This window comes from Phaeobacter porticola, from assembly GCF_001888185.1.
Classification (GTDB): domain Bacteria; phylum Pseudomonadota; class Alphaproteobacteria; order Rhodobacterales; family Rhodobacteraceae; genus Phaeobacter; species Phaeobacter porticola.
In genome coordinates this window covers 936,545-953,038 of record NZ_CP016364.1, presented here as the reverse complement: position 1 = coordinate 953,038, position 16,494 = coordinate 936,545, and the positions used below count along the sequence as shown (strand labels likewise).

The window sequence follows — 16,494 nt, the reverse complement described above, 5'->3', positions numbered from 1 at the left end:
GCTTTGCCCGCTTTTGTACAGGGTTCATTTGGTGCCAAACGCGTCAGAAGCAGCCAGCAGACGCAACCCCGCTATGCGTTTACCACCATCCCAGCCCTTGGGATGGGTGGTGCGTCAGGGCGCCACTCATTCTGGCACAAACCACCACACACCATGCGGCTGACAGCCTTCATATGGCCAGATTGGGGCCAAACGTCGCGACAGCTGGCCAAACCCAGTCTTGGCCCCTTGCGATTGCGGACGAGATCGGGCACCAATCCACCGGATTGCCCGCAGCCGACGGACGCTGCGCGGATGAGGATAAGGATCGACTGCGATGACCGACGGTATGCTGGATATGAACGCGAAACCCACCGAAACCCTTTCGGTGCGTGATGTGTTCGGGATTGATACGGACATGACCGTCAAGGGCTTTGCCGAAGGCTCTGACCGGGTGCCCGCCACCGACTCGACCTATAAATTTGATCCCGAAACGACGCTGGCGATCTTGGCCGGTTTCTCGCACAACCGTCGTGTGATGATCCAAGGCTACCACGGCACTGGTAAATCGACCCATATCGAACAGGTCGCCGCGCGGCTGAACTGGCCCTCTGTGCGGGTGAACCTCGACAGCCACATCTCCCGTATCGACCTGATCGGCAAGGACGCGATCAAACTGCGTGACGGCAAGCAGGTCACCGAATTCCACGAAGGCATTCTGCCGTGGGCGCTGCGCAACCCGGTTGCGATTGTGTTCGACGAATATGACGCTGGCCGCGCCGATGTGATGTTCGTGATCCAGCGGGTTCTGGAGCATGACGGCAAGCTGACCCTTTTGGACCAGAACGAGATCATCACCCCGAACCCGTTCTTCCGCCTGTTTGCGACCGCCAACACCGTTGGTCTTGGCGACACCACCGGGCTGTACCATGGCACCCAGCAGATCAACCAGGCCCAGATGGACCGTTGGTCGCTGGTGGCGACGCTGAACTACCTCAGCCATGACGCCGAAAGCGCTATCGTCCTGTCCAAGGCACCGCATTACAACACCGAGAAGGGTCGCAAAACCATCAGCCAGATGGTGACCGTCGCCGACCTCACCCGGACCGCCTTTATGAACGGCGACCTTTCCACCGTGATGTCGCCCCGGACCGTCATCAACTGGGCGCAGAACGTCGAGATTTTCCGCGATGTGGGCTATGCCTTCCGCCTGTCGTTCCTGAACAAATGCGACGAGCTGGAGCGCCAGACCGTTGCCGAGTTCTACCAGCGCTGCTTTGACGAAGAGCTGCCGGAGAGCGCTGCGAGCGTGAGCCTAGGATAAACAATGGAGCCTCAGTCTGCATCGGAATGGTTGTTTGATGAAACTGTCCCTAAAAAAGTTCGGACCATCGCCTACGAGACGCTTGTGATTGAGCAGACACTGGGGGGTATTCAGCTAGGCAGACAAGAAATACTTAACTTGTGTCTCCTAGCAGGCTTCATCGGGTTAGCAAGCGTTGCGGTACTGCTGGGCTTCGAACAACCGGCGTTTCTCATTACCATGGGCCTAGTCCAAGCAGCTTTTGCCGCGTGGGCCTGGATGGAGTATGAAAAGAGACAAACAGATGTAAAGGCCTCAATCGCCACACGGACCAAAGAACTGCAAGCGGAAGGATGGGATTACTATTCTGGATGCTTGAGAAAGCTTGAACCATGAAAAAGCCGAACGATAACCCAGCCGATCCGTTCAAGAAGGCGCTGGCCGAAGCCACCAAGGTCATGGCCAACGACCCGGAATTGAACGTGTCCTATTCCGTTGACCCGGCTGGAATGTCGGGTGACAGCATGCGGCTTCCGCAGGTCTCCCGTCGGATGAGCCGCGAAGAGGTTCTGCTGGCTCGTGGCACCGCCGATGCGCTAGCGCTGCGCCACAAGTTTCACGACGCTGCCACACATACCAGATACGCCCCTCCCGGCGATATGGCGCGGGATCTCTACGAGGCTATGGAATCTGCCCGCTGCGAGGCCATGGGCGCGCGGCACATGCCCGGCACCGCCTCCAACATCGACGTGAAGATCCAGAACGAGGCCCTGCGCAAGGGGTATGACCAGATCAAATCCGCAACCGAGGCCCCGCTTGCGGTGTCAGCCGGCTATCTAATCCGCCACCTGGCAACAGGCCGCCCGATGCCAGAGGCCGCCGCCAATGTGATGGAACTCTGGCGCGGTTTTATCGAACAGCAGGCCGGTGACACGCTGGCCAACCTGGACGAAACCATCGCGGATCAGGCCGCGTTCGCCAAATTTGCACGGCAGGTGATCACTGACCTTGGCTATGGCGACCAGCTGGGCGATGACCCGGATCAGCTTGACGACGAGCAGGACAGCGACGCCAAAGAGGACGCCGAAGAAGAGCAGGACCCCGATAGCAACGGTCAGGACGACTCCGACGAGGAAGAAGCCGACGCCAACCCCGAGCAGGCTCAGGAGCAGCAGCAAGACGAAAGTCAGGCGCAGGTCTCCATGGATGAGATGGCCGAGGAAGACAGCGGCGAAGAGACCGAAATGCCCGACGGCGAGGCCCCGCTGGAGCCCCCCGCCCCGCCCGCAGCGTCTGACGCGGATCCCGACTACAAGGTGTTTCTGGACACCCATGACGAAGAGATTGCAGCCGAAGATCTGGCAGAACCCGCCGAACTGGAACGCCTGCGCGCCTATCTCGATCAGCAACTTGAGCCACTAAAAGGTGCCGTCAGCCGCTTGGCCAACAAATTGCAGCGCCGCCTTCAGGCGCAGCAGAACCGCAGCTGGGAGTTTGATCTCGAAGAAGGCACGCTGGATGCCGGCCGTCTGGCCCGTGTGGTTGCCAACCCCACCACGCCGCTGTCCTTCAAACACGAAAAAGATACCGAATTCCGTGACACCGTGGTGACGCTGCTACTGGACAACTCCGGCTCCATGCGGGGACGTCCGATTTCCATCGCTGCAATCTGCGCCGATGTTCTGGCGCGCACGCTGGAACGGTGCAACGTAAAGGTCGAAATCCTCGGATTTACCACCCGCGCCTGGAAAGGTGGGCTCGCGCGCGAGGCCTGGCTGAACGACGGCCGCCCACAACTGCCCGGTCGCCTGAATGATCTGCGCCACATCATCTACAAACGTGCTGACGCCCCGATGCGCCGGACTCGTACCAATCTGGGTCTGATGATGAAAGAGGGCCTCTTGAAGGAAAACATTGATGGCGAGGCGCTGGAATGGGCGCATCGCCGTATGGTCGCGCGGCAAGAGGCCCGCAAAATCCTGATGGTGATTTCCGATGGCGCACCGGTGGATGACAGCACGCTTTCGGTGAACCCTGCCAACTATCTGGAAAAACACTTGCGCGATGTGATTGCCATGGTGGAACGGCGCAAACAGGTCGAATTGCTGGCCATCGGGATCGGCCATGACGTCACCCGCTACTATGACCGCGCGGTGACCATTACCGATGTCGAACAGCTGGCCGGCGCCATGACTGAACAGCTGGCCGCATTGTTTGACAGCGATCCGCGCGCCCGCGCCCGGGTGATGGGCATCAAACGCGCTGGCTGACACGCCGCCGCCTCTGCAAACTGGTCCGTGTTGGTTTTCAAAAGCCCCGCCTAGCGGCGGGGCTTTTTGATTGCGAAGTTTCTGCTCCGGGGGCTTGCCTCTGCGCCTTGGATTTGGAACAACAAGATAACAGCGCGCGCCAACAATAACTGGCGCGCCTTTTTCTTGCATCTGCCCTTGTCGCACGACGTGATCGCGCGGCCTGCTGCCAGGATCGGCGGCACAGCACCGGCAGACCACCCACAGATTTGGAGCGCCACGATGAGTGACCAGATGTTTCAGACTTTTGACGTCACAACCCGCCCGGACCAAGGCCCGCCCCGGTTGGCCGCACTGCGCCAAGAGCTGACCCGCGAGGGTCTGGATGGTTTTCTGGTGCCCCGTGCCGATGCCCATCAGGGGGAATATGTCGCTGCCGGCGATGAACGTCTTGCCTGGCTCACCGGGTTTACAGGCTCTGCCGGGTTTTGTGCGGCACTGATGGATGTAGCAGGCGTCTTTATCGACGGGCGCTACCGCACGCAAGTGAAACAACAAATCGCGGAGGTCTTCACCCCGGTTCACTGGCCCGAGGTGCAGTTGTCCGACTGGCTCCGGGAACAGCTGCCAGCGGGTGGGCGTATCGGTTATGACCCTTGGCTGCATGCTACCAGCCAAATGCGCGCGCTGACAACGGCGCTGGCGCCGCATGGCATCAGCTTTGTCCAATGCGACAATCTGGTGGACCGCGTCTGGCCGGATCAACCTGCCCCACCGATGCAGCCGGTCACGGCCCATCCGCTGGCCTATGCTGGCGTCCCTGCCGAAGAGAAGATCGCCACATTGGCCGCTGAGCTGCGCAGCGCCGGTCAGCAGGCCGCGGTGATAACCCTTCCCGATAGCATCATGTGGCTGCTGAACATCCGCGGCAGCGATATCGCGCACAACCCGGTCGCCCATGGTTTTGCCATTCTGCACCATGATGCCCGGGTTGATCTATTCATGGCCGCACAAAAGCTGGCTGATGTGACCGGCCATCTGGGCGGTTGTGTCCAGATCCACCCGCCTGCTGCCTTCTTGGCCGCAGTGGCTGAACTGGCGCAGATTGATAACGCCGCCATCGCAGGCGATCTCAGTTCCCTGCCCCAGATTGTCGCCGATCAATTGGGAGATAGTCTGGCCCCTGCTGGCGATCCCTGCATGCTGCCAAAAGCGCGCAAATGCGCGGCTGAAATCGACGGCAGCGCCGCTGCGCATCTGCGCGATGGTGCAGCACTGGTCGAAACATTGGCCTGGCTCGACGCGCAACCACCCGGCAGCGTCACCGAAATCGACGTGGTAAAGCACCTGGAGGCTGAGCGCCGCAAGGATCCAAATCTGCGGGACATCAGCTTTGACACAATCTCCGGCACCGGACCCAACGGCGCAATCATCCACTACCGGGTGAGCGAGGACAGCAATGCACCACTGGAGGACGGCCAACTTCTGGTTCTGGATAGTGGCGGACAATACCTGGACGGCACCACTGACATCACCCGCACCCTTGCCATCGGCACACCACCCAAAGATGCACAGCAAGCCTATACGCGGGTTTTGCAGGGCATGATCGCCATGTCGCAGCTACGCTGGCCCAAAGGCCTTGCGGGGCGCGACATCGAAGCCGTTGGCCGTGTGCCGCTGTGGCAGGCAGGGCAGGATTTCAATCACGGCCTGGGCCATGGCGTTGGCGCGTTTCTCAGTGTACATGAGGGACCGCAACGGCTGAGCCGCGCGGGCACCGTGCCCCTGGAAGCAGGTATGATCCTTTCGAATGAACCGGGGTACTACCGCGAAGGGGCCTTTGGCATCAGGATCGAAAATCTGCTGGTGGTGCAACCTGCCACGATGCTCGCCAGCGGCGATGCCGACCGCGAGATGCTCCACTGGCGCACCCTGACCTATGCCCCTTTGGATCGACGACTGATCGTCGCAGAGATGCTGACAAAGACAGAGCGGGACTGGCTGAACGCCTATCATGCCGCCGTGGCCGCTAAGATAGGACCCAACGTAACACGGCCCGCGCAGCGCTGGCTGAGTGCCGTAACGGCACCGCTGTGATACCGCAGTGTTACATCTGAAAACGATATTGATCCGTGACGAACGACGTGAAGGAAAAGACATGACAAAGATACAAATTCGCAAAGCAGCAGGCACCTGGGTGGTGCGGTCTGGTGGCGCCGTGCTGGGCGAAAGCGCTAACGCGCTGGAACTGAGCGAGGGCGATCTTGCACCCGTCATCTATTTTCCTCGTGGTGATATCGCAACAGCGCTGCTGGACCGCAGCGACAAGACCACCCATTGCGCCGACAAAGGCGACGCCAGCTATTTTTCGATCGTGAACAAATCCACCGTCACCGACAATGCCGTCTGGAGCTATGAAAACCCCAATGACGCGGTCGCTGAAATCAAAGACCATCTGGCCTTTGTTGTGAGCGACAGCGTTAAGGTTGAACAGATCTGAGATCTAAAATTCATCGGCGGATATATGCTGCCGGTTTTTCAGAGGCGTCCCGTTCCGGGGCGCCTTTTTCGTCAACAAGCAGTGATCCGCTCATCGACCTTGACGGCATTGAACGCGGGTCAAGGCCATCCAAAACTGCCCGAGGCAGACATCGCCAGTGCCGGTGCCGGCGTAGGTCAAAGTAAGCCAAATACGACATGAGCCATATTAAACATGTGCGAATGGGACATTATCGCGTGTTCATATAGCGCACGTCACACACGTATGACGATCACATTTTCCGTAATACGTCTCTGAGATTATTGCCCCTGGCCGGAAAGATTTCAGCAGATTTACAGATTTAAAAACAATACCAATTAAACACCGAAACGGGGCGTCTTAATTAATTCGGACGTTAGTTGAAAATCGTCTGGCATAGATGCCGACGCGCCTCCTCTACGGACTCGCCCGTACAGAACATCTGCGCATCACGTGCACTTTGAACGACATAGTCAATCAATGCCTCGTAAGACGCCCGTTCATTCTCTTGCTCAACTGCCTTCGCCACGTGTTCAGCCTCTGTCGGGCTGATTTTTTCATATTGCATGTTTTCACTTCCGAAGAATGATCACCATTAGCTTGATGTTAACCATATTTTATCCAAGGAACCGACAAAGGTTAAATTTTCTTAAGAAAAAAAGGGGGCACCCGTTTCAGAAATATCACATATTCGAGATCGTCTTTTGCGGGTAAACTTGTCTTTGAGCGATACCTATATGGCTAATGTCGCAAACTGACCGTCAATCGCCGCAGACTTCAACCGTCAACTGTGTTCTTCCGCAGCCGCAGCGGCCAACGCGCGGTTGTAAGCTTTGAGCGAATCAATGTGGAAAAGGGCCCCAATCAGATTCGGCGAATTTTCGCTGGTTGGATCTTCGGTCAACACCGGCAGATATGCCAACTCAGCCCGATCAAAGATCGGCATCGCCGCCTCCAGGGACGCAGAGGCGCGGATGCACAACCCCTGATCAATCAATTCGGCGCAATCCTCGGCGCTAGGACAGCGCGGGTCTCCCAGCGGGCGCATCACCGCACCGGCCCGCAACATCGACAAAAGATAAGCCTGTGGACCTGCTGCACAATGGATATTGCGGCGCTCCAGCTGAGTGAGAAAAAACGACCGGTCCACAATGCGCGAGGCCAGGGCGGTGGACATGGACACCGCAACCATCACCGCCAAACCGATCTGCCAATCCCCAGTCAGCTCGAACACGATCAACGTGGTCGATATTGGTGCGCCCAGGACAGCCGCAGCGACGGCCCCCATCCCGGCAAAAGCATAAAGCGTATGGGTGCCCGAAATATCAGGCAGCACTCTTGTTGCGATCAGACCAAAGGCCAGACCGGTCAGCGCCCCAACCATCAGCGAGGGTGAAAACACCCCGCCCCCCATGCGCCCGCCCATGGTGATGGCCACAGCAGCGGTCTTGACCATGGCCAACAGGATGGTCTGATGTAGAACCAATGCCCCGGTCAGCGCCAGCACCGTCGTTTCATAGCCAACGCCGATGATGTGAGGGAACCAAACCGCCATCACACCCAGCAGCAAACCGGCGGCAGCCGGACGCAGCCAGCGCGGCAGGCCGAGCTTGTCCTGAAGCGCGCTGCCGATCTGCTCGGCAAAGAAGATCGACCGCATCAGCACCACAGCCACCAGCCCGCAAATCAACCCAAGCATCAGAAAGGCCGGCAGCTCCACATAGAACTGCAAAGCACCAGGTGTGACGAGATCAAATTCGGTGACATCGCCATATTCCAATCGGTTGATCACCGTTCCTGCAACAGAGGCGATGACGATGGGGGCAAAGGCGTGAACCGCAAAATGTCGCAGCACCACCTCAAGCGCGAAAAGCGCACCCGCAATGGGAGCGTTGAAGCTGGCTGAAACCGCAGCAGCCACCGCACATCCCAACAAATCACGCCCAGTGATGCCATCGGCCTGTATGCGATTGCTGACCCAGGTCGAGATCACACCGGCCATATGCACAACCGGCCCCTCCCGCCCTGTAGACCCGCCCGTGCTCAGCGTGATGAAAGACGCGCAGGCCGACGCCAGACCGGCGCGTGTCTCAACCCGCCCATTGCCAAGCGCAGCCCCCTCGATCACATCAGCAACCGACCGCACCCGTGCGTCAGGGGTGAATCGATGCAGGATCAGCCCCACTACCAAACCGCCAAGTGTGGGAATGATCACCACCCAATGCCAGGGCATATCCTGCGCAAAACTATGCAGGAAATTCACATCCTCAGCGCCATAGACCCAAGCTTGAAAAGCGGTGATACCTTTGCGGAAAAACAGTGCAGCAAAGCCGGCCGCGATCCCGATCAGCAGGGCAATGAACCAGAACTGGAACTGGCTCGGCCCGCGATGTCGCAGCACCCGCCACAGATCCCGCGCCCCGGCAACCCCCTGTGCCATTTGGGCCGAAATAGTGGAGCGAAGTGTCTGTGGCATAAACCCGATTGTCCCGGTGTCGATTGTCTGTCTGTGCGCAGCACAATAATCGACTGGATATTAATCCAACGTCAAATTCCAAGAGCTTAGCCCCAGAAGACACAGGAAAATAGCTATCCAGCCAAGAGCGCCCGAGCGGCTGCGCGCGCTTCTGGGGTGATGGTATCACCTGAAACCATACGCGCCAATTCGTCGACGCGCTCATCGTCGTCCAGCGGCACCACCTCAGACAGGGTTTGTCCATCAACCACCCGTTTCTGAACACGCCAGTGATGTGCGCCCTGCGCCGCCACCTGGGGCGAATGCGTGACCACAAGAACCTGCCCGCCATCGGCCAGCGATTTCAGACGACGGCCAACCGCATCCGCCGTGGCCCCGCCGACGCCACGGTCGATCTCGTCGAAAATCATCGTCTGATTGCCGGTCTCGCCACGCAAACAAACCTTGAGCGCCAACAAGAACCGGCTCAATTCGCCGCCCGATGCAATCTTGTTCAATGGGCCTGCGGGCGCGCCAGGATTGGTCGCAACGGTAAAGGCCACCGCGTCCTTGCCCTCAGGCCCGGCCTCTGCGTCGGTCACCCGCGTTTCAAAAACTGCGCGCTCCATCTTCAGCGGTGCCAATTCGGCCATAACGGCGGCATCCAGCGCCGCTGCGGTTTCACGCCGCGCAGCCGACAACTGATCCGCCGCACCTGCATAGGCGGCCTCAGCTTCGGCCAATGCCGCCTCTTGATCAGCGAGATCTTGATCTCCTGCGTCCACCGCGGCCAATTTCTGGCGCAATGTATCAGCATAGCCGCCCAGATCGTCTGGCAGCACGTCATGCTTGCGTGCCAGCGCGCGGATCGCAAACAGGCGCTCCTCGCAGTCTTCCAGCTCACCCGGATTGAAATCCAGTCCATCCAGCACACGGGCGACGCCGTCCTGCGCCTCGCCCAATTCGATCATCGCCCGCAACAAGGCCGCGATTGGCGCATCCAATGCTGATTGAGCCTGATCCGCGACGCCCTCAAGCCAGCGCTGCGCATCGCTAAGCGCGGCATCAGCCCCGCCGGTCAGCAGGCTCTGGGCGCGCTGGATATCCCCGCGAATACGCTCGGCCGACTGCATATCCCTGCGGCGCAGATCCAGAGCTGCATCCTCGCCCGGTTGCGGGTCCAGCGCATCCAGCTCCGCCACTGCGTGCCGCAGAAAATCTTCCTCAGCGCGAATGGCCTCCAGCGCGATCCGGGTCTCACTCACCATCTTGCGGGCCCGGCTGGCAGTGGTCCAGCGCTCCCGAACGGTGACAAGCATGTCAGCGAGGTTGGCAAATTCATCCAGCATGGCCCGGTGACCGCGCGGGTTCAGCAGCCCCCGATCATCATGCTGCCCGTGTAGTTCCAGCAGGGTGTCCGAAAGGGCGCGCAGAACCTCGCCCGAACAACGCCGGTCATTGACCCATGCGGTCTTGCGCCCCTCAGCCGTATTCACGCGGCGCAACAGCAGTGTGTCCCCTGTCGGCAACCCGGCCTCTGCCAGAACCGCATGGGCAGGATGATCTGGTGTCAGGTCAAACTCGGCCATCACCTCGCCCTGCTTGGCGCCTTGGCGTACCAATTCGGCGCGCCCCCGCCAGCCTAGCACAAATCCAAGAGAATCCAGCAGGATCGACTTACCCGCCCCAGTTTCCCCCGTCAGCACATTAAGCCCGGCCTGAAAATTCAGTTCCAGATGGTCAATAATCAGGATATCGCGGATATCAAGCGCGCGCAGCATGGCCCGGCCTCATTGCGGGAGTGGCGATTACAGCCACTCGCCCTTGATGGACTGGCGGTAGATCTGGCTCAGCCAATTATTGCCGACATTGCGCATTTTCAGCCCGTTTTGTGTCAGCAGCTTAAAGCTGTCCTCATACCATTCAGTCGATTGATAGTTATGGCCCAGAATGGCGCCAGCTGTCTGTGCCTCGGCCACCAGCCCCAATGACAGATAGGCTTCGACCAGACGGTGCAACGCCTCTGCGGTATGGCTGGTGGTCTGAAAGTCCTCGACCACAACGCGGAACCGGTTCACGGCAGAGGTATAATGCCCCTTGCGCAGATAATATCGGCCGATTTCCATTTCCTTGCCCGCCAGATGGTCAAAGGCGAGATCAAATTTCAGGATGGCAGAGCTGGTATATTCACTGTCAGGATAGACCTCGATCACGGTCCGCAGCGATTGCAGCGCCTGGAAGGTCAGGCCCTGATCGCGACCAACTTCGTCGATTTGGTCATAATAGCTGAGCGCCAGAAGATACTGCGCATAAGCGGCATCTTCCTCGGTTGGATAAAAATCAATGTAACGCTGCGCAGCGGCCCGGCTGTCCTCATAGTCCCGGCCCAGGTGATAGGCATAGGCCTGCATGATCAACGCCTGTTTCGCCCAGGACGAATAGGGGTAAAGCCGCTCGATTTCAGAGAAGTAGAACGCCGCATCCTCGGTCCGGTTGCGTTCCATCTCGAATTCGCCGCGTTCGTAGATCTGTTCCGGCGTAAAGCCTTCCAGCGGTTGTGAACTCTTGGCCGCGCCTCCGTCTCCACCGCAGCCCGAAAGCGCAGCTACCAGAAGAACCGCGCCGATGGTTTTGGCTGCCGCCCCCATGCCAATCATGTTCGCCTAACCTCACCGTCATTTACTTACGGGTGTGAACCCCGGTTCTGCCCGGTCTAGCACATTCATTTGACGCACAAAACGTCTTTAACCGATTTCCAGCCCACTTGGCAGAGAAAGCGCGACGGGGTCAAGAGTGTGAAAGCCCTGCGCCCCTCTGCGCGCCAGAATGTGACCCGATCACCGGGCGCTTTGGTCTCCCCGCGCCGGCAAACACTCAGACACAATAAATCGCCGGTCGCGCCCCTCCACAGGGATCGTGACCGGCGTTCTGGCTTGTGCAGGAATGTGATCTTCGAACCGCTCCGCCCCTATAGCGTCTGAGCCAAAGAACGGCTCGAAGATCTCCCCCCGGTGCCCCCGGCGCTGTGTTGCTCCGGTTGGGCGCGCCAACGCATTGGCCTGTATTGGGTCGAACCACGATGCAGCCTGCGCCCGGCGTCCATGCTGCATTCCTCTGTTCGAAAGTGACCAGGACACTGTCGTTGCAGTGCGAGGTCTGGTTGGCGCCAGGTGCGCCCCGTTTGCCGGGGGAACCCGGGTAGAACGTCAGGCCCCCCAGCCGACGTTCCCGCCCGATCACCTCAATTCAATTACGCGACGCGGCGCGCGTCGGTCGGAATCTCTGCCCAGACCAAACCCTGACCGGGCAAGCGCGCCGTCATGGCGGCATCACAGGACACCTGGCGCACGGCACCAGGGGTTGCAAAGACCGCACGCAGCAATGTGTTGGTCAGGGAATGCCCTGCACGTTCGCCGATGTAATGTCCAAACACCGGACCGCCTGCCAGCGACAGATCTCCCAGCGCGTCCAGCATCTTGTGGCGGACGGGTTCATCCCGGTGACGCAGACCAGTACCACTTTCAACCTGCGGACCATCAAACACAACGGCGTTTTCACCCGGCACACCACCAAGAGCCAGACCGTTGGCCTGCATGGTTTCTACATCAGAGCGGCTACAGAACGTCCGACTGTCACACAGCTCACGGGCAAAGGACCCATTGCGCAGATCAAGTGTTTTGCTCTGGCGGCCAATGGCGGCTTCGGCAAAATCAATGTGGAATTCAATGGTCAGGCGATTGCTGGGTAGCAAGGTTGCTGTCGCACCATCCTGGCTGACCGTGACAGGCTTCAGCATCTGATAGGCCATGACTGGCACACCCAGGCGACGAAGGCCCTTTTGCATGATGCCGCGGACGAAATGCGCGGAAGAGCCATCCATGATCGGCACTTCGGGACCGTCGATGTCAATCATCACATTATGGATACCACAACCAGCCAGCGCCGCCATGATGTGTTCCACGGTGGACACCGCCACGCCGGACGCATTGACAAGACGGGTACAGAGCGGCGTCCGTTCGACCCGATCCCACAGAGCCGGAACCATCGTGTTGCCCAAAGCGATATCGGTGCGCCGGAAGCAGATGCCATGGCCCGCAGACGCAGGCTTCAGAATCATGCGAACAGGTTTGCCAGAGTGGAGCCCCACGCCGTCAAATGTCACCGATGCTTTAAGCGTATTTTGCACGTTGCGCCTCGTCTCGTATGGTCCAGCCTCATAGGGGCCGTGTTGCGAAACAGAGGTAAGGTGTCACCACGCAAGCCTCAACTCAATCTTTGTAACGGAATGAAACATCCATGTAACGGATAGGCAAAACACTGCCAGCCACATAATAAATCCTTGAATATAAACAAAAAAAGGTCGCCCTTCGGCGACCTCTTCATCTTTTATGTGATCAGATTAATTGGCCTGACGGCGCAAGAACGCGGGAATTTCGATGCGTTCCTGCTCCGGGTTGACCTGCCGCTGCGGCTGCGCTGCGGGCGCGGCCTGCTGTGTCTGATGCGCAACCTGTGGCTGATGCACCGGCATAGGCTGCTGCGCAGGTGCCTGCTGCATGGTCGGTTGCTGACGTGCGGGCTGCTGCGGAGTGGCGGGCTGCTGACCCTCAGCCGTATTCCCTGTCATCCGGTGGATCAGAGAGTTGAGACCAAAGCGACGCTGCTCCTGTCCCGCTGCGGCGGGCTGCTGCTGCTGGGGCTGCTGCTGTTGCACCTGCTGCGGTTGAGGCGCGCGCGTTTGCACCGCATCAATCGACGGGCGCTGCTGCATCGGCTGCTGCGGTTGGGCGCGCTGCGCGGCGGCTTGCAGACGCACGATGGCCTCAGGCGACGGCGTACCCGGTGCTGGGGCCTTGGGCGCGATGAAGCTCTCCGCCTGATTGGTCGCAACGTTGGACTGCGGCTGGAATTCCGGCACACTGCTGGGCGCCTGATACGCAGGTGCAGGTAGGCCGTCCGCCCCAAGCTGTTCGCCCGGCTCTTCCAGAACCTCTTCGTAGTGACCTTCAGCGGCGGCCTGGCCATTGTCGAAGTCAGAGAACAGCGACGGTTCTTCCTGCCCGGTAACAGCTTCTGCCGAAGCAGCAATCGGCTGCTCAACCGGCGTGCTCAACTCCAGCGGCGCGGTGGCGCGGCTATCTTCAACGCTTACAGTCTGCTTCAACGGCGCGGACATCGGGCGTCGCGGAACCGGCAGATCAGAATGCACATCGACAGCGTCGATACCGGTAGCAACAACGGAGACACGCATTTTGCCTTCCATGTCTGTGTCGAGGGTGGAACCGACGATGATGTTTGCGTTGGGATCGACCTCTTCGCGAATACGGTTGGCCGCTTCGTCCAGCTCAAACAGGGTCAGGTCATGTGCGCCGGTGATGTTGATCAGAACACCCTTCGCGCCCTTGAGGCTGATTTCATCGAGCAGCGGGTTCGCGATGGCCTTCTCGGCGGCCTGAACCGCGCGATCTTCGCCCTCAGCTTCGCCGGTGCCCATCATCGCCTTGCCCATCTCGTCCATTACGGCGCGCACGTCCGCAAAGTCGAGGTTGATGAGACCCGGACGCACCATCAGGTCGGTCACGCCTTTGACACCCTGATACAGCACGTCATCCGCCATAGAGAAGGCTTCGGTGAACGTAGTCTTTTCATTGGCCAGGCGGAACAGGTTCTGGTTCGGAATGATGATCAGCGTGTCGACGACCTTCTGCAGGGCTTCGACACCCTCCTCGGCCTGACGCATCCGCTTGTTGCCTTCGAACTGGAACGGTTTGGTGACAACACCTACGGTCAGCACACCCAATTCACGGGCGGCCTGCGCGATGATCGGCGCTGCGCCGGTGCCAGTGCCACCGCCCATACCCGCGGTGATAAAGCACATATGCGCCCCCGCGAGATGATCCACGATCTGTTCGATGCTCTCTTCAGCGGCAGCAGACCCAACCGAGGGGCGCGCACCCGCGCCCAGACCTTCGGTGACTTTGATGCCCAGCTGGACGCGGCTTTTGGAGGCGCTTTGCTGAAGCGCCTGCGCGTCAGTATTGGCGACGACAAAATCCACGCCGTCCAGCTGCTTGTCGATCATGTTGTTGACGGCATTGCCGCCTGCCCCACCGACGCCGAATACGGTAATCCGGGGCTTCAGCTCTTCCTGGCCGGGCATCGAAAGGTTCAAGGTCATGCTCGTTCCGCCTGTGTTTATCAGCCCTCCCGCAAGGGCCTATTCCTGTCCATCTTTGCGACAATCTTACCGCGCAGCACGAGTCGCGTCATCCAAAAAAGCGCTATTTTCCACAAAATATAGACATAGTATTGTCTAATTTCGCGACATTTCGCCGATTTTGGCAAATGCTGTGGAAAGCCATGCAACACACCACAACATGACGCTGGCCTCCGAAAACCAAAGCCCTCGAAAGCACATCTCGTCACTGATACTGGTGGCCACTGCTCGGCCTGCTTGCGCCGCATGTTGCGATCGTTAGTGAAACTTTAACGCGGCGGGATTTCGCTGTCACCCGCGAAACCGCGCAAACACGAAGTTTTTCGTTAACAATTTCCTAATTTCTGATCTCACAATGCCACAGACACGCAATCCAAAGGCAAAAAAGGGCGAGGAGTTCCCCGCTCTTTCTGTTCGAAAAGGTAAAATCGTGAATCTTACCAGTTGTCGCGGAACCACTTCACCGCGCGCTTCAGCGTGCCGCTGGCGTTGCGATCCACCGGCATTTCAAAATCCCACCACTCGTCCTGCGGATGGGCGGCAAACAGGCTGAGACCAACGGCAGAGGCAAAGCCCGGACCGGTCGCCGATTGCGGCAGGCCGTGAACGCGCAACGGCCTACCAAGACGCACCTGCTGTCCCAGAATGCGGCTGGCAAGCCCGTCCAGGCCCATGATCTGACTGGATCCGCCGGTCAGTACGATCTGTTGGCTCGGCAGGCTGTCGAATCCGGCGGCATCCAGACGGGCCCGGACTTCCTCCAGGATTTCTTCGACACGCGGACGCATAATACCGATCAGTTCGGCCCGGCTGACGGCGCGGCGATCATGCTCCCAATCGCCAGTGTCTGCGTGAATATCAATCATCTCACGGTCATCGGCGCCAGTGGCATGGACGCCACCGTGAAAGGTCTTAATCCGCTCGGCATTGGCCGTGGGCACACCCAGACCCATGGAGATATCGCTCGTAATGTGATCGCCGCCCATACGCACCGCATCAGCATAGATCATATGCTTCTTCATAAAGACCGAGATCGAGGTCGAGCCGCCGCCCATATCGATACAGGCGGCACCCAGCTCCTGCTCATCCTCAACCAGCGCGGCAAAGCCGGAGGCATAGGCGGAGGAGGCAATCCCTGCCAGTTCCAGATCACAACGCTGGATACAACGCACCAGATTCTGCACCGTCAGCGCATCAACCGTCAGCATATGCATATCTGCCGCCAGCGTCTGACCCATCTGCCCGCGCGGATCATTCAAACCCGACCGGTTGTCGAGCGCGAAATTCACCGGCTGAGCATGCAGCACCTCGCGCCCGGCGCCATATTCTGGCACTTCGCAGGCTGCCAGAACGCGGGCAATTTCATTCTCGGTCACCACCTGACCTTCCAGATCGACCTGCGCATCCAGCCCGTAGGAGCGCGGATTGGCCCCGGAAAAACAGGCGATCACATGATCGACACGAACCTCGGCCATCTTCTGCGCAGCCTGAACCGCGGTACGGATGGCGCGTTCGGTCTCCTGCATGGCGGTGATCTCACCAAACTGCACCCCGCGTGAACGGGTGGTCGCAGCCCCAATCACCCGAAACCCCGACTGGCCAGCCAAAGACCCGATGGAGTTATCTTCGCTCAGCCGACCGGTGCCGTCAAAGCGCAGCACCAGGCAGGCAATCTTGGAGCTGCCCACGTCAAGAATAGCCACGACCCCACGTTGCATAGCCTGACGCCGCATCTGCCGCATGGCTCGCTGGGATTGATATAGATCTGTCATC

Annotated in this window: 12 protein-coding genes; 5 read left to right on the top strand and 7 right to left on the bottom strand. The window is 59.3% G+C overall.

Features of this window, described 5'->3' with window-relative positions:
* Window positions 1-316: 316 nt before the first annotated feature.
* The 5 genes from cobS (at window position 317) to PhaeoP97_RS04655 (ending at window position 6,031) form a co-directional block, all read left to right on the top strand.
* Window positions 317-1,303 carry a cobaltochelatase subunit CobS gene (gene cobS / locus PhaeoP97_RS04675; protein WP_072504089.1) on the top strand — a complete coding sequence of 329 codons (987 nt, stop codon included), beginning with the start codon at window positions 317-319 and terminating at the stop codon, window positions 1,301-1,303.
* Window positions 1,304-1,306: 3 nt separating this feature from the next.
* Window positions 1,307-1,678, top strand: a complete 372-nt coding sequence (locus PhaeoP97_RS04670; RefSeq protein WP_072504088.1) for a hypothetical protein — start codon at window positions 1,307-1,309, stop codon at window positions 1,676-1,678.
* Window positions 1,675-3,552: a cobaltochelatase subunit CobT gene (cobT, locus tag PhaeoP97_RS04665; protein ID WP_072504087.1), complete on the top strand. Its 1,878-nt coding sequence runs from the start codon at window positions 1,675-1,677 to the stop codon at window positions 3,550-3,552. Before PhaeoP97_RS04670 ends, cobT begins: the two co-directional genes overlap by 4 nt.
* A 273-nt stretch (window positions 3,553-3,825) precedes the next feature.
* Window positions 3,826-5,628, top strand: coding sequence for an aminopeptidase P family protein (locus PhaeoP97_RS04660; protein WP_072506298.1), 1,803 nt, complete (start codon window positions 3,826-3,828; stop codon window positions 5,626-5,628).
* A 61-nt stretch (window positions 5,629-5,689) separates the two neighbouring features.
* Window positions 5,690-6,031 (top strand): DUF427 domain-containing protein, encoded by a 342-nt coding sequence (locus tag PhaeoP97_RS04655; protein WP_072504086.1) that lies wholly within the window; start codon window positions 5,690-5,692, stop codon window positions 6,029-6,031.
* 394 nt (window positions 6,032-6,425) lie between these two features.
* On the opposite strand, the gene PhaeoP97_RS04650 is transcribed toward PhaeoP97_RS04655, so the two are convergent.
* From PhaeoP97_RS04650 to ftsA, 7 genes are all read right to left on the bottom strand, one after another.
* Complete coding sequence (locus PhaeoP97_RS04650; protein ID WP_072504085.1) at window positions 6,426-6,617, bottom strand: hypothetical protein; 192 nt, start codon at window positions 6,615-6,617, stop codon at window positions 6,426-6,428.
* A 216-nt stretch (window positions 6,618-6,833) separates the two neighbouring features.
* A complete protein-coding gene (locus PhaeoP97_RS04645) occupies window positions 6,834-8,525 on the bottom strand; it encodes a chloride channel protein (protein ID WP_072504084.1) in 1,692 nt (563 codons plus the stop codon).
* Between the two features lie 113 nt (window positions 8,526-8,638).
* Window positions 8,639-10,285: a DNA repair protein RecN gene (gene recN, locus PhaeoP97_RS04640; protein WP_072504083.1), complete on the bottom strand. Its 1,647-nt coding sequence runs from the start codon at window positions 10,283-10,285 to the stop codon at window positions 8,639-8,641.
* A gap of 27 nt (window positions 10,286-10,312) precedes the next feature.
* Entirely contained in the window at window positions 10,313-11,161 is an 849-nt protein-coding gene (locus PhaeoP97_RS04635; RefSeq protein ID WP_072504082.1) for an outer membrane protein assembly factor BamD, read from the bottom strand.
* Window positions 11,162-11,754: 593 nt separating this feature from the next.
* Entirely contained in the window at window positions 11,755-12,690 is a 936-nt protein-coding gene (lpxC, locus tag PhaeoP97_RS04630) for a UDP-3-O-acyl-N-acetylglucosamine deacetylase (RefSeq protein WP_072504081.1), read from the bottom strand.
* 213 nt (window positions 12,691-12,903) lie between these two features.
* Window positions 12,904-14,682: a cell division protein FtsZ gene (gene ftsZ / locus PhaeoP97_RS04625; RefSeq protein ID WP_072504080.1), complete on the bottom strand. Its 1,779-nt coding sequence runs from the start codon at window positions 14,680-14,682 to the stop codon at window positions 12,904-12,906.
* 476 nt (window positions 14,683-15,158) lie between these two features.
* Window positions 15,159-16,493: a cell division protein FtsA gene (ftsA, locus tag PhaeoP97_RS04620; RefSeq protein ID WP_072504079.1), complete on the bottom strand. Its 1,335-nt coding sequence runs from the start codon at window positions 16,491-16,493 to the stop codon at window positions 15,159-15,161.
* Window position 16,494: the final 1 nt, after the last annotated feature.